This is a genomic window from Bacillus cereus group sp. BceL291, assembly GCF_051776705.1.
Taxonomy (GTDB): Bacteria; Bacillota; Bacilli; order Bacillales; family Bacillaceae_G; genus Bacillus_A; species Bacillus_A cereus.
Genome location: NZ_JBPWAP010000002.1, coordinates 1 through 13,499, shown reverse-complemented (window position 1 = coordinate 13,499; position 13,499 = coordinate 1). Strand labels below are relative to the sequence as shown.

Below are 13,499 nucleotides of genomic sequence, written 5' to 3'. Positions count from 1 at the left end.
AATGCAAATCCCTTCTTGCACAAAGAAGGGTTTTTTACATAATAAACAGAAGCAAGTTGAAAGGATGAAAGTATATGCCGAAACCAGTAATAGCGATAGTAGGTCGCCCGAACGTAGGGAAATCTACTATTTTCAATAGAATTGTTGGAGAAAGAGTTTCAATCGTAGAAGATATTCCAGGTGTAACGCGCGATCGTATTTATAGCGCTGGAGAATGGTTAAATCATGAATTTAACATTATTGATACGGGCGGAATTGATATTGGAGACGAGCCGTTTTTGACACAAATTCGTCAACAAGCTGAAGTAGCAATTGATGAAGCGGATGTTATCATTTTTATGACAAACGGTCGTGACGGTGTAACAGCAGCTGATGAAGAAGTTGCAAAAATTTTATATCGTTCAAATAAACCGGTTGTACTTGCAGTAAATAAAGTGGACAATCCGGAAATGCGCAGTGACATTTATGACTTTTATGCATTAGGATTTGGCGAACCATTCCCAATTTCAGGTACACACGGATTAGGGTTAGGTGACTTACTAGACGAAGCTGCACAACATTTTCCAAAGATTGAAGAAGACGGATATGATGAAGACACAATTCGTTTCTCTTTAATTGGACGTCCAAACGTAGGAAAATCATCACTTGTAAATGCTCTTCTTGGTCAAGAGCGTGTAATTGTTAGTAATGTAGCAGGAACAACTCGTGATGCTGTCGATACACCATATAGTAAAGATGGAAAAGATTATGTAATTATTGATACAGCTGGTATGCGTAAAAAAGGAAAAGTGTATGAAAGTACAGAAAAATATAGTGTACTTCGTGCGCTAAGAGCGATTGAACGTTCTGACGTTGTTTTAGTCGTTTTAGATGGTGAAGAAGGAATTATTGAGCAAGATAAAAAAATCGCTGGATATGCTCATGATTCAGGGCGAGCTGTTGTTATCGTTGTAAATAAATGGGATGCAGTGAAAAAAGACGAAAAAACAATGAAAGCATTTGAAGAAAATATCCGTGCTCATTTCCAATTCTTAGAATACGCACCAATTGTTTTCTTATCTGCAAAAACAAGAAAACGTACACAAACATTAATACCGGTTATCGATGAGGTAAATGAAAGTCATAGTATCCGTATTCAAACGAACGTATTAAACGATGTAATTATGGATGCGGTAGCGATGAATCCGACGCCAACTCATAATGGTAGCCGTCTGAAAATTTTCTATGCAACACAAGTTGCGGTAAAACCACCGACATTTGTTGTGTTTGTAAACGATCCAGAATTATTGCACTTCTCATATGAGCGTTTCTTAAAGAATCGCTTACGTGAATCATTTGGCTTCGTAGGAACGCCGATTCACATTATCGCTAGAGCAAGAGACTAATGGAGAGGATGTGATTTTATGACAAAAATCACAGTAGTAGGAGCAGGTAGCTGGGGAACAGCGTTAGCGATGGTATTAGCTGACAATGGACATGATGTACGTATTTGGGGAAATCGCCCAGAACTTATGGATGAAATTAATACGAAACATGAGAATAGTCGATATCTCCCAGGCATTACATTGCCAAGCACAATCGTAGCCTACTCTTCTTTAGAAGAAGCATTAGTAGATGTAAATACAGTATTGTTAGTAGTACCAACGAAAGCGTACAGAGATGTATTACAAGAGATGAAAGAAATTGTTACTGAACCAATTACTTGGATTCATGCGAGCAAAGGAATTGAACCTGGTACGTCAAAACGTATTTCGGAAGTGATTGAGGAAGAAATTCCAGAGCACTTAATTAAAGATGTTGTTGTACTGTCTGGACCGAGTCATGCTGAAGAAGTCGGTTTACGACAAGCGACAACAGTTACGTCTGCAGCAAAGCGTATGGAAGCGGCTGAGGAAGTACAAGATTTATTTATGAATAGTTATTTCCGTGTATACACAAATCCAGATATCGTTGGAGTTGAACTTGGTGGTGCGTTAAAAAATATTATCGCATTAGCTGCTGGTATAACTGATGGTCTTGGATTAGGTGATAATGCAAAGGCGGCATTGATGACACGTGGTTTAACAGAGATTGCTCGTTTAGGAAGAAAAATGGGCGGGAATCCGTTAACGTTTGCTGGTCTAACTGGTATGGGAGACTTAATTGTAACGTGTACAAGTGTTCATAGCCGAAATTGGCGCGCTGGAAATATGCTTGGAAAAGGACACTCTTTAGAAGAAGTGTTAGAAAGCATGGGTATGGTTGTGGAAGGTGTAAGAACAACGAAAGCTGCTCATGAATTGGCAGAGAAAATGGAAGTTGAAATGCCGATTACAGCTGCTTTATATGACGTGCTGTTCAATGGGAATAACGTAAAAGATGCGGTAGGCTCATTGATGGGGCGTGTTCGAAAACATGAAGTGGAAGCTATACCTGATTTACTGTAAAGAAAAGCGACAGAAGTACATTTGTACTTCTGTCGCTTTTTTATTTTTTGGGTCTTTTCACCATTTTTTCATTTTTGCATAGGATGAAGAGTAACTTGAGGAGAGGGTGAAAAGAATGGATAATAACATTTTTAATAATATTGAGAAGGAAGCGAAAGTAAATAAAGAGGATATTTTTAAATTAGCATCATCTGTGCAAAATGCGAATTTACGTGATGAAACTGTACTTCGTCAATTAATTCATCAAGTGGCTCTTATGGCGGGACGTGAAGTGCCGAAAGAGCAAGAGGATCAAATTGTAAAAGCGATTATTAATAATAATATGCCAACAGATTTTGGCTCGTTAAGCAAAATGTTTAAAAAATAAATTATGAGAAACAAAGAGTTTGTAGATTGCATATGATAGCCATGAAAGAATGGGAATAGAGCTGTTTTTGGGCATATTTGGTCAACCGAAGCGAGAGATACAATCGCTTCGGTTTTATTTTTGTCTAGATTGGTGAGAAATGCTGGAAAACCTATTGATTAAAGTTACATATTCGCAATTTGTAGTAAAAAGTTCTTTTTGTATTTGTTTAAAGATTTTAATTTGTTAAAATAGTATAAAAATAGATTGATAAAAAGGGGTGTGTATATGTCAGAAGGGCTTATGAAAATGTGGTTAGCTTTAGGGGCAATTGGATTTATGTTTTTTGCAGTAAGTTTTATTTTATTAAGTAGACATAAAATAAAGAATAAATTTTTGAAAGGGATTACAGCGTTAGTAGCGTACACCCTTATGATTGTGTCAGGAATTGTTATTTTTCTTGTTGTATTTAGTGGACCTGTACAGCAGTAAATGGAATGGTCTGGAAAATACTACATACGGAGCAAGTTAGATTAGTATGAAAAGGTGATGGTAGTGAAAAAATTACATATTATTTTAATATTTTGTTGTATGAGCCTTTTAACGGGGTGTCTGTATCCGAAAGAAAATATGAAGCAAAATGCGGTTCCTTATGAAGATCAGCTACAGGTTGTTCAAAAAGCTGTTGTGACATTTAAGGAGCAAAATGATGGGATATTGCCAATTAAGACGAGGGATATGAGTACACCTATTTATCAAAAGTATCCGATCGATTTTCAACAGATTGCCCCGCGTTACATACAAGAAGCGCCAGGGAATGCGTATGAAAGTGGAGGAGTATACCAATACGTATTAATAGACGTTGAAACAAATCCAACAGTAAAGTTAATTGATGTTAGGATAGCTGAACAAATTCAGGAACTATCTTTAAAGCTTAGGATGTATCGTGATGAACATCAATATCCACCTTTTAAAAAAGTAATTTCAGATGGTGTATATGAATTGGATTTCAAAAAACTAGGATATAAAGATGTGCCACAAGTGACAAGTCCATATTCTGGTAAAGGACTTCCTTTTGTAATTAATGAAAAAGGAGAAGTTTTTGTTGATTATAGAATCGACTTATATGACGCTTTGAAAAGAAATGAAGGGCAGTTTACGGAGGGAGAAGATATTCGAAATATGCTTTCGAAAGGTTCCCCGTTTGTACCAGCTTATTCTTTACCGTACACAGTAAAGGACGGAGAACCAATTTTTTTAAAATGATAAGTCATGAACCTTTCTTTTAGTGAATAAGTTCTAGAAGAAAGGTTTTTTATGTTATACAACTTACGATGCAAACAAAAGATATTTTTTAATAGTCATATGAAATTGGACAAAATTATATGATATATTGTCCGAACTTCTAGAATACCATTATATTATATCAGATATTATAGGCAACGTTAGAGAAGGTATTAGTTGACTATAAACGCGGAATTATTCCCAAAAATTTTGAGGGAGGGAATCACTTGGAAAAGGTAGATATTTTTAAAGATATTGCAGAACGAACAGGCGGTGATATTTATTTTGGAGTTGTAGGAGCTGTTCGAACAGGGAAATCAACATTCATTAAAAAATTTATGGAACTTGTAGTTATTCCAAACATTGAGAATGAGTCTGACCGTCAAAGAGCGCAGGATGAATTGCCTCAAAGTGCTGCTGGTCGTACAATTATGACGACGGAACCGAAGTTTGTTCCAAACCAAGCGGTTTCTATCGAAGTAGATGAAGGACTTGAAGTAAATATTCGATTAGTAGATTGTGTTGGATATACGGTTCCTGGAGCGAAGGGCTATGAAGATGAGAATGGCCCGCGCATGATTAATACCCCTTGGTATGAAGAACCTATTCCATTCCATGAAGCTGCAGAAATCGGCACGCGTAAAGTAATTCAAGAACATTCAACAATTGGTGTTGTAATTACAACAGATGGAACAATTGGTGAAATTCCAAGAAGAGATTATATAGAGGCAGAAGAACGCGTTGTAAATGAGTTGAAAGAAGTAGGAAAACCTTTCATTATGATAATTAATACGGTACAGCCGTATCATCCAGATACAGAGCAATTACGCCAAAGTTTATCAGAAGAATATGATATCCCGGTTATTGCAATGAGTGTGGAGAGTTTAAGAGAAACAGATGTATATAATGTACTTCGTGAAGCGCTATTTGAATTCCCTGTATTAGAAGTGAATGTGAACCTTCCGAGCTGGGTAATGGTGCTAAATGAAGGGCATTGGTTGCGTCAAAGTTATCAAGAAGCAGTTCAAGAAACTGTGAAGGATATAAAACGTCTTCGTGATGTGGATCGCGTTGTTTGGCAGTTTAGTCAATATGAATTTATTGATCGAGCGAGCCTAGCTGGCATTGATATGGGGCAAGGTGTGGCGGAGATTGATTTATATGCGCCAGATGAATTATATGATCAGATTTTAAAAGAAGTAGTAGGAGTAGAAATTCGAGGGAAAGATCATTTATTAAAGCTTATGCTCGATTTATCTCATGCGAAAATAGAGTACGATCAAGTGGCGGATGCACTGCGTATGGTTAAGCAAACAGGATATGGTGTAGCAGCGCCTGCATTAGCGGATATGAGCTTAGATGAGCCAGAAATTATTCGTCACGGTTCAAGGTTTGGTGTGAAGTTAAAAGCAGTAGCGCCATCTATTCATATGATTAAAGTAGATGTAGAGTCAACGTTTGAGCCGATTATTGGTACTGAAAAGCAAAGTGAAGAATTAGTTCGTTATTTAATGCAAGATTTTGAAGATGACCCGTTATCAATTTGGAATTCTGATATATTTGGACGTTCACTTAGCTCGATTGTTCGAGAAGGAATTCAAGCGAAATTATCTTTAATGCCAGAAAATGCTAGATATAAATTAAAAGAAACGCTAGAAAGAATTATTAATGAAGGATCTGGCGGATTAATTGCGATTATACTATAAGAAAAAATCCCTCTCACTGTAGAGGGATTTTTTGTTTTTTTGATTATAAAATAGAAAAATAAACAGTCATTATCTAATACATTGTTGTAAATTGTCAAGTTTCATCAGATTTTCACATTTTCAGAGTAACAATTTCCTTAAAAATATTGAATTATAAAGGAGAATCGTATAATATAGGCGTTGATAATGATTTATCTACATCTTTGTAGTATAGAATTTGCAAAAATTGCCTACAAATGAAAGTAAGACTCATTTTATGATCATTATACAGTCTTATCTTTGGGAGGAGGTGAATGGCATGAACAAGACAGATTTAATCAATGCTGTTGCAGAAGCAAGTTCCCTTTCTAAAAAGGACGCAACAAAAGCAGTAGACGCTGTTTTTGATTCTATCTTAGAAGCTTTAAAACAAGGTGATAAAGTACAACTGATCGGATTCGGTAACTTCGAAGTTCGTGAGCGTGCGGCTCGTAAAGGTCGTAACCCACAAACAGGTGAGGAGATTGAAATCGCTGCAAGTAAAGTACCTGCATTCAAACCTGGTAAAGCGTTAAAAGATGCGGTTAAATAATCCTTACATATTAACAGGGAAGAAGAGTTTCCTTTTTGGGAACTCTTCTTTTTGCTTTTAAAAACATAAATATGCTAGAATGTGTTCGTATCACTTTTAGGTTTTCGGGAGGGCTAGCGGATGGCAAAAGTTAATTTAGAACAAATTGAACATGCAGTACGCCTTATTTTAGAGGCGATTGGGGATGACCCAAATCGTGAGGGAGTACTTGATACACCAAAGCGTGTTGCAAAAATGTACGCAGAAGTGTTCTCAGGTATGCATGAAGATCCGAAAGAGCATTTGCATAAAGTATTCGGAGAAGATCACGAAGAGCTTGTACTAGTAAAAGATATACCATTTTATTCGATGTGTGAGCATCATTTAGTTCCATTCTATGGAGTTGCTCACGTTGCATATATTCCGCAAGGTGGAAAGGTGACAGGGTTAAGTAAATTAGCTCGTACCGTAGATACAATTGCACGTCGCCCACAACTGCAAGAACGTATTACATCAACAGTAGCGAACTCTATTATGGAAGTACTAGAGCCTCATGGTGTAATGGTAGTAGTAGAAGCAGAACATATGTGTATGACGATGCGTGGTGTAAAAAAACCAGGTGCGAAAACAGTAACGACAGCAGTGCGTGGTGTGCTTGAAAATGATGCTGCAGCGCGCAGTGAAATTTTATCGTTTATTAAAACGAAGTAAAGAAAAGCGGGAAACTGCTTTTCTTTTTTTTTAGTAAATAAATGATATAGTTTTAACTAGACAGAGTGAGATTAGAAAGATTGCTTACATGAATGGTAGGTGTAGCCAAGTTTTGGTTATAGAAAATAGAGTGTATGTGTTATAATAAGTTTTATGAATTAGAAAACAAGGGTGATTTTTTGTGTGTGACATCTACGGAGGGTATGCGGGTATAAAAGAAAAATTGATGGAGAAATTACGCCATCCTTACTTTATAAACTATATTGAAGAACCATTTATTGATGAAGAAAAGATAGCATTGTTATATGGTGCTTTAAAGAGTGCAAACTTACATATAGAACAAATTGAGCATTACGTAGTAACAATTATGCTTGTACAAATTGCGCTTGATACGCATGAAAGGGTATCAAATAAAGCAGGCGAGGAAGAGATTGAATTCCATAAATGTCGTCAATTAACAGTACTTGCAGGCGATTACTATAGTGGACTATATTATTATTTATTGTCTATGAATCGTGATATTGTTTTAATTCGTGCACTTGCTGAAGGAATTAAAGAGATAAATGAACACAAAATTATGTTATACCAAAAAGCGCATGAAACGACGGATGACATAATGAAAAGCATAGTAATGATTGAGTCTGCGCTCCTTCAAAAAACATGTGATCATTTTCAGTTATCACATTGGAAGCCATTTATCACATACGTATTAGGTGGAAATCGCCTTCAAAAAGAAATTCAATTGTATGCTGATAAGCAATATTCGCCTGTTTTTCAAGCTATGCAAGATGCTTTAGGGGATAAAGCAGAAGTAGTGATTAATGGTTGGATGAAGGAATTGAGAAAGAAAGAAAAACAATTTTTAGAAAATCATACAGACATAAATGAAATAAATTCTGTGTTAAGGAATAAATAGAAGACATAAGCAATTTTACATTGGAAGAAGGTACGAGCATGCAACAATCAAAAGAAGAAAGAGTACATGACGTATTTGAAAAGATTTCTGATAAATACGATGTGATGAATTCTGTAATTAGTTTTCAAAGACATAAAGCGTGGCGTAAAGAAACGATGCGAATTATGGATGTACAACCAGGCAGTCAAGCGCTTGATGTATGCTGTGGAACCGCAGATTGGACAATTGCGCTAGCTGGAGCCGTAGGTGAACAAGGAAAGGTTGTTGGCTTAGACTTCAGTGAAAATATGTTATCTGTCGGTAAGCAAAAGGTAGAGGCGTTACAATTAAAACAAGTAGAACTTCTACATGGGAATGCAATGGAACTTCCGTTTGAAGATAATACGTTTGATTATGTGACGATTGGGTTTGGTTTACGTAACGTACCGGATTATATGCACGTATTAAAAGAAATGACGCGTGTAGTAAAACCAGGTGGAAAAGTAATCTGTTTAGAAACATCTCAACCAACAATGATTGGTTTTCGACAAGGGTATATTTTATACTTTAAATATATCATGCCGTTATTTGGAAAGATGTTTGCGAAAAGTTATAAAGAGTATTCATGGCTTCAAGAATCTGCTAGTACGTTCCCAGGGATGAAAGAATTGGCTCAAATGTTTGAGCAAGCTGGACTTGAACGTGTGCAAGTGAAACCATTTACTTTTGGGGTAGCAGCGATGCATTTAGGTATTAAACCAGAATCAAAATAGAAAAAAGAAGTTTTAGGTTAAGGTGAACAATATGAAGTTACAACTTATGTACTCTTTTTTACGATCGGATATTAATGTGATAGAAAAAGAATTAAAAAAGACAGTCGCTTCTGAACAGCCATTAGTAGAAGAGGCAGCATTACAGCTTATTGAAGCTGGTGGGAAACGAATTCGTCCTGTATTTGTGTTGCTTGCAGGGAAATTTGGAGATTATAAGTTAGATGCGATTAAGCATGTTGCTGTTGCGTTAGAACTTATTCATATGGCTTCTCTTGTTCACGATGATGTTATTGATGCTGCATTTTTACGACGCGGCAGTGCGACTGTGAATGCGAAATGGGGAGATCGTATTGCGATGTATACAGGGGACTATCTGTTCGCTAAGTCTCTTGAATGTATAACAAATATCGAAATTCCAGAGGCGCATCAAGCGTTATCACATACTATTTTAGAAGTCTGTAAAGGTGAAATTGAACAAATTAAAGATAAATACAATTATGACCAAAATTTAAGAACGTATTTAAGAAGAATAAAGCGAAAAACAGCATTATTAATTGCCGCGAGTTGTCAATTGGGAGCGATTGCTGCTGGTGCTAATCGTGATACGGTAAATCGTCTATTTTGGTATGGGTATTTTGTAGGAATGTCTTATCAAATTATTGATGACATTTTAGACTTCGTTTCTACAGAAGAGAAACTTGGAAAACCTGCTGGCGGAGATTTACTACAAGGGAATATTACACTTCCTGCTTTATATGCGATGGAAGATCCAGTACTTCGTCAGAAAATCACATCTGTACATGAAAATTCAACAGCAAGTGAAATACAAGAAATTATTGATGCTGTAAAAAATAGTACAGCAATTGATCAAGCATTTGCATTTAGTGAACGTTATTTACATAAAGCTTTAGAAATAATAAAACCACTCCCACGTGGAAAAGCAAAGTACGCATTACAAAATGTTGCAAAGTATATTGGAAAACGAAAATTTTAATGTTTATTCTAAAAAATAAAATAATCTCTCTATTTCAAAACTATTGCACAATTGTGATAAGGGTGATAATATGTGTGTGGGGATATACAATTACATACATAATTCAGAAGTGGAGAGATTTTTTATGGAAAAAACATTTCTAATGGTAAAACCAGACGGTGTACAACGTGCCTTCATTGGGGAAATTGTAGCTCGTTTTGAGAAAAAAGGCTTTCAATTAGTTGGTGCAAAATTAATGCAAGTCACTCCGGAAATTGCTGGACAACACTACGCTGAGCATAAGGAAAAACCTTTCTTTGGTGAGTTAGTAGACTTTATTACATCTGGACCTGTGTTCGCAATGGTATGGCAAGGTGAAGGTGTAGTAGATACAGCGCGTAACATGATGGGGAAAACAAGACCACATGAAGCAGCTCCTGGAACAATTCGTGGAGATTTCGGTGTAACTGTTGCGAAAAACATTATCCATGGTTCTGATTCTTTAGAAAGCGCAGAGCGCGAGATTGCTATTTTCTTTAAAGAAGAAGAATTAGTTGACTACTCAAAATTAATGAATGAATGGATTTACTAATTATTTTGAAATAATTTGTAAACGCTTTAATCACTGTGATAATAGTAAAAAGTGCAAGGAGAATAGGGGTATTCTTCTTGCACTTTTTTTATTTTCAGTTAGTTACGAAGTTTGAGCTGTTATGATATGTTGATATTTAAATTAGGCCTATCGGAAATATAGAATAAGAAAATGGTCGATTTATGATATAATTTCTTTAATATTTTTAGAATGATAAAAGTTAATATAGTGAGATAAATACATATACGAAAAGAGGAATAACGTATGCGATATATTACAGCTGGTGAATCTCATGGTCCACAACTTACAACGATTATAGAAGGTGTTCCGGCAGGATTGTCTTTAGTAGCAGATGATATAAACGAAGAGTTAGCTAGAAGGCAAAAGGGATATGGGCGCGGTAGACGCATGCAAATTGAAACGGATCAAGTGCAAATTTTAAGTGGTGTTAGACATGGAGAAACATTAGGTTCCCCTATTGCACTTGTTGTTGAAAATCGTGATTTTGCACACTGGACAAAAATTATGGGGGCGGAGCCTTTAACTGAGCAAGAAGAAAAAGAGATGAAAAGGAAAGTGACAAAACCAAGGCCTGGGCATGCTGATTTAAATGGTGCGATTAAATATGGTCATAGAGATATGAGGAATGTACTGGAACGTTCGTCAGCGCGCGAAACGACGGTGCGTGTTGCTGCTGGTGCGGTTGCTAAAAAGGTGTTAGCAGAACTTGGTATTAAAGTGGCGGGCCATGTAATTGAAATTGGCGGTGTACAAGCTAAGGAGATTACGTATAGTTCAATTGAAGAATTAAAGAGTATTACAGAAGCATCTCCTGTACGTTGCTTAGATGAAGAAGCTGGTAACCAAATGATGAAAGCGATTGATGATGCGAAAGCAAATGGTGATTCAATTGGTGGAATCGTTGAAGTAATTGTGGAAGGGATGCCAATTGGAGTAGGTAGCTACGTGCATTATGATCGAAAACTGGATGCGAAATTAGCAGCTGCAATTATGAGTATTAATGCTTTTAAAGGTGTCGAGATTGGAATTGGTTTTGAAGCAGCACATAGACCAGGAAGTGAAGTTCATGATGAAATTCTGTGGGATGAGGAGCATGGATATACACGAAGAACAAATAATGCAGGTGGACTAGAAGGCGGTATGACGACTGGAATGCCAATTGTTGTGCGCGGTGTGATGAAACCGATACCTACACTTTATAAACCTCTTCAAAGTGTAGATATTGATACGAAAGAGCCTTTTACAGCGAGTATTGAACGTTCAGATAGTTGTGCAGTGCCAGCAGCTAGTGTCGTTGCAGAAGCGGTTGTGGCTTGGGAATTAGCGACAGCTTTAATAGAACAATTCGGATTAGATCGTATGGAACTAATTCGTGAAAATATTGAGAAACATAATGAATATGCGAGGGGATTTTAATGGGAAACATACATATTCAAACGAAATCAAAAGAATATGATGTACATGTTGGTAAAGAAGCGTTGTCAAACTTAACAACGATCGTTCAAAATATGCAGCCAGCGGTATCTAACGTAATGATCATTTCAGATGAAGCTGTTGCATCACTACATTTACAGACAGTTATCGATGCATTACAAGTAGAGCAGCACGTGTTTTCGTTTGTTGTACCAAGTGGCGAAAAAGAGAAGTCTTTCGAAAATTTCTATGCGGCTCATACGTCAGCTCTTGAAAATAAATTAGATAGAAATTCTTTAATTCTTGCACTTGGAGGCGGAATGATTGGAGATTTAGCTGGTTTTGTTGCTGCATCGTTTATGCGTGGTATTCGCTTTGTGCAGGTTCCGACAACTTTATTAGCGCACGATAGCGCAGTGGGTGGGAAAGTAGCGATTAACCATCCGTTAGGTAAAAATATGATTGGTGCATTCCATCAGCCAGAAGCAGTTGTATATCATACACCGTTTTTACAGTCTCTTCCTGAAAAAGAGTGGCGTTCAGGTTATGCAGAGGTGATAAAGCATGCTCTTATTGGTGATGTGGAGCTATACCATTGGTTAAAAGAAGAAGTGCAAACATTAGCGGATCTTCATGATGAGAAGTTAATCCATATATTAACGAAGGCGATTCCTGTAAAGGCAAATGTTGTGTCACAAGATGAAACAGAGAAGGGTGTACGTGCTCATTTGAACTTTGGACATACGTTAGGACATGCTCTTGAAAAAGAGCTAGGGTATGGAAATATTACTCACGGTGACGGTGTAGCGGTTGGAATGTTATTCGCCATATTTTTAAGTGAGCAAGTGTACAAGGTTGATCTTGCTTATGAAGATATGAAGCAGTGGTTCTTGAAATACGGCTATCCAAAAATGCCAAGGGATTTGAATGTAGAGCGCCTCGTTCAATTGATGAAACAAGATAAGAAAGCAAATGCAGGAGCAATTCATATGGTGCTTATGCAGGAATATGGGGTAGTGAATGTCGTATCTATTTCAGATGAGACTGTTCATATTGCGTTAGAGGCATTTCAAAAAGATATGGTTTAAAATGATAGCGAAGTGCTGTGAAGTGCTCATTTAGAGGTATTCTCGTAATAGTGACGGTTATGACAAAAGATTACAGTAAGGGGCTATAACCCATGCCCATCAACTTAAGGATAGAAACTCTACGGTTTTCCATTAATTGAAATGAACAAACTTTTAAACAGTATAATCCTCTTAAAAATGAGCATACGAAATAAACCCTAACGGGTTTCATTTTTTTCTTATGCAGCTTTCTTTTGTTTTCTCAATCCATTATACTCATAGACAACACCCATAATATCAAAGATAGTTTTCTTCTCATATCGATGGGATTTCCGGCCATTTTTCTTTAGTAGGGTAAACAGGCGGATTAAAACCTTTGTTATTATACGGGTGTTTCTCTGTATCGCTTGATATAACAGGGATAGATGATCTTGAATCATCCCAATTGCTTTATATTCGCTTAGTTCTCTTTTGTGCTTTTGCAACAGAAGTTGGCGCATCTTAAACATCGTGGAAGAACATATAAAAATGGCAATGAGTTTTCCATACACATGGCATTCTAATCGCTCTTGTTTGATAGTTTGCCAATGATGAATTTGAAATAGAGATTTCCACGTTTTAAATATGATTTCGATCTGCCAGCGGAGGGAGTAAAAATCATGGATTTGTTCCATCGGAACCACTTCCCAAGGCGTATTCGTAACATATATGTTGATACCCGTTAATCGTTTACTCTTTTCTG

At 36.7% G+C, this 13,499-nt stretch carries 15 protein-coding genes; 14 read left to right on the top strand and 1 reads right to left on the bottom strand.

The window, feature by feature from the left end:
• Positions 1 to 74: 74 nt before the first annotated feature.
• The 14 genes from der to aroB all read left to right on the top strand — a co-directional run bounded on the left by der (position 75) and on the right by aroB (position 12,778).
• The gene (gene der, locus ACS2CR_RS01890; RefSeq protein ID WP_001125893.1) at positions 75 to 1,385 is read left to right on the top strand and encodes a ribosome biogenesis GTPase Der; all 1,311 of its coding nucleotides are present in this window, start codon (positions 75 to 77) and stop codon (positions 1,383 to 1,385) included.
• Between the two features lie 18 nt (positions 1,386 to 1,403).
• Positions 1,404 to 2,426 carry an NAD(P)H-dependent glycerol-3-phosphate dehydrogenase gene (locus ACS2CR_RS01885; RefSeq protein ID WP_000161763.1) on the top strand — a complete coding sequence of 341 codons (1,023 nt, stop codon included), beginning with the start codon at positions 1,404 to 1,406 and terminating at the stop codon, positions 2,424 to 2,426.
• Between the two features lie 115 nt (positions 2,427 to 2,541).
• Positions 2,542 to 2,793: a stage VI sporulation protein F gene (locus ACS2CR_RS01880; RefSeq protein WP_000369754.1), complete on the top strand. Its 252-nt coding sequence runs from the start codon at positions 2,542 to 2,544 to the stop codon at positions 2,791 to 2,793.
• A 267-nt stretch (positions 2,794 to 3,060) separates the two neighbouring features.
• On the top strand, positions 3,061 to 3,264 hold the full coding sequence (locus ACS2CR_RS01875) for a DUF2768 domain-containing protein (RefSeq protein WP_001289004.1): 204 nt from the start codon (positions 3,061 to 3,063) through the stop codon (positions 3,262 to 3,264).
• Positions 3,265 to 3,327: 63 nt separating this feature from the next.
• Entirely contained in the window at positions 3,328 to 4,038 is a 711-nt protein-coding gene (locus ACS2CR_RS01870) for a hypothetical protein (protein WP_000733109.1), read from the top strand.
• Between the two features lie 245 nt (positions 4,039 to 4,283).
• A complete protein-coding gene (gene spoIVA, locus ACS2CR_RS01865; protein ID WP_000416519.1) occupies positions 4,284 to 5,762 on the top strand; it encodes a stage IV sporulation protein A in 1,479 nt (492 codons plus the stop codon).
• A gap of 298 nt (positions 5,763 to 6,060) precedes the next feature.
• Positions 6,061 to 6,333 carry an HU family DNA-binding protein gene (locus ACS2CR_RS01860; protein ID WP_001043860.1) on the top strand — a complete coding sequence of 91 codons (273 nt, stop codon included), beginning with the start codon at positions 6,061 to 6,063 and terminating at the stop codon, positions 6,331 to 6,333.
• A 120-nt stretch (positions 6,334 to 6,453) separates the two neighbouring features.
• Positions 6,454 to 7,023 (top strand): GTP cyclohydrolase I FolE, encoded by a 570-nt coding sequence (folE, locus tag ACS2CR_RS01855; RefSeq protein ID WP_001151482.1) that lies wholly within the window; start codon positions 6,454 to 6,456, stop codon positions 7,021 to 7,023.
• Between the two features lie 181 nt (positions 7,024 to 7,204).
• Complete coding sequence (locus ACS2CR_RS01850) at positions 7,205 to 7,939, top strand: heptaprenyl diphosphate synthase component 1 (RefSeq protein WP_053512852.1); 735 nt, start codon at positions 7,205 to 7,207, stop codon at positions 7,937 to 7,939.
• Between the two features lie 38 nt (positions 7,940 to 7,977).
• Positions 7,978 to 8,691: a 2-heptaprenyl-1,4-naphthoquinone methyltransferase gene (gene menG / locus ACS2CR_RS01845; RefSeq protein ID WP_001187674.1), complete on the top strand. Its 714-nt coding sequence runs from the start codon at positions 7,978 to 7,980 to the stop codon at positions 8,689 to 8,691.
• 31 nt (positions 8,692 to 8,722) lie between these two features.
• Positions 8,723 to 9,685, top strand: a complete 963-nt coding sequence (gene hepT / locus ACS2CR_RS01840; protein WP_000776076.1) for a heptaprenyl diphosphate synthase component II — start codon at positions 8,723 to 8,725, stop codon at positions 9,683 to 9,685.
• Between the two features lie 124 nt (positions 9,686 to 9,809).
• The gene (gene ndk, locus ACS2CR_RS01835) at positions 9,810 to 10,256 is read left to right on the top strand and encodes a nucleoside-diphosphate kinase (protein WP_000415883.1); all 447 of its coding nucleotides are present in this window, start codon (positions 9,810 to 9,812) and stop codon (positions 10,254 to 10,256) included.
• Between the two features lie 264 nt (positions 10,257 to 10,520).
• Positions 10,521 to 11,693: a chorismate synthase gene (gene aroC / locus ACS2CR_RS01830; RefSeq protein WP_001269386.1), complete on the top strand. Its 1,173-nt coding sequence runs from the start codon at positions 10,521 to 10,523 to the stop codon at positions 11,691 to 11,693.
• Positions 11,693 to 12,778 carry a 3-dehydroquinate synthase gene (gene aroB / locus ACS2CR_RS01825; protein WP_000526812.1) on the top strand — a complete coding sequence of 362 codons (1,086 nt, stop codon included), beginning with the start codon at positions 11,693 to 11,695 and terminating at the stop codon, positions 12,776 to 12,778. Before aroC ends, aroB begins: the two co-directional genes overlap by 1 nt.
• Before the next feature lie 218 nt (positions 12,779 to 12,996).
• Here aroB and ACS2CR_RS01820 read toward each other — a convergent pair.
• Positions 12,997 to 13,499 (bottom strand): transposase (locus ACS2CR_RS01820; RefSeq protein WP_438905923.1); only part of this gene is annotated, 503 nt, incomplete at its 5' end.

What these genes read in the sequence shown, in the direction of transcription:
- der (WP_001125893.1), top strand. Translation starts at nt 75, where the DNA reads ATGCCGAAACCAGTAATAGCGATAGTAGGTCGCCCGAACGTAGGGAAA.
- ACS2CR_RS01885 (WP_000161763.1), top strand. Translation starts at nt 1,404, where the DNA reads ATGACAAAAATCACAGTAGTAGGAGCAGGTAGCTGGGGAACAGCGTTA.
- ACS2CR_RS01880 (WP_000369754.1), top strand. Translation starts at nt 2,542, where the DNA reads ATGGATAATAACATTTTTAATAATATTGAGAAGGAAGCGAAAGTAAAT.
- ACS2CR_RS01875 (WP_001289004.1), top strand. Translation starts at nt 3,061, where the DNA reads ATGTCAGAAGGGCTTATGAAAATGTGGTTAGCTTTAGGGGCAATTGGA.
- ACS2CR_RS01860 (WP_001043860.1), top strand. Translation starts at nt 6,061, where the DNA reads ATGAACAAGACAGATTTAATCAATGCTGTTGCAGAAGCAAGTTCCCTT.
- folE (WP_001151482.1), top strand. Translation starts at nt 6,454, where the DNA reads ATGGCAAAAGTTAATTTAGAACAAATTGAACATGCAGTACGCCTTATT.
- menG (WP_001187674.1), top strand. Translation starts at nt 7,978, where the DNA reads ATGCAACAATCAAAAGAAGAAAGAGTACATGACGTATTTGAAAAGATT.
- hepT (WP_000776076.1), top strand. Translation starts at nt 8,723, where the DNA reads ATGAAGTTACAACTTATGTACTCTTTTTTACGATCGGATATTAATGTG.
- ndk (WP_000415883.1), top strand. Translation starts at nt 9,810, where the DNA reads ATGGAAAAAACATTTCTAATGGTAAAACCAGACGGTGTACAACGTGCC.
- aroC (WP_001269386.1), top strand. Translation starts at nt 10,521, where the DNA reads ATGCGATATATTACAGCTGGTGAATCTCATGGTCCACAACTTACAACG.
- aroB (WP_000526812.1), top strand. Translation starts at nt 11,693, where the DNA reads ATGGGAAACATACATATTCAAACGAAATCAAAAGAATATGATGTACAT.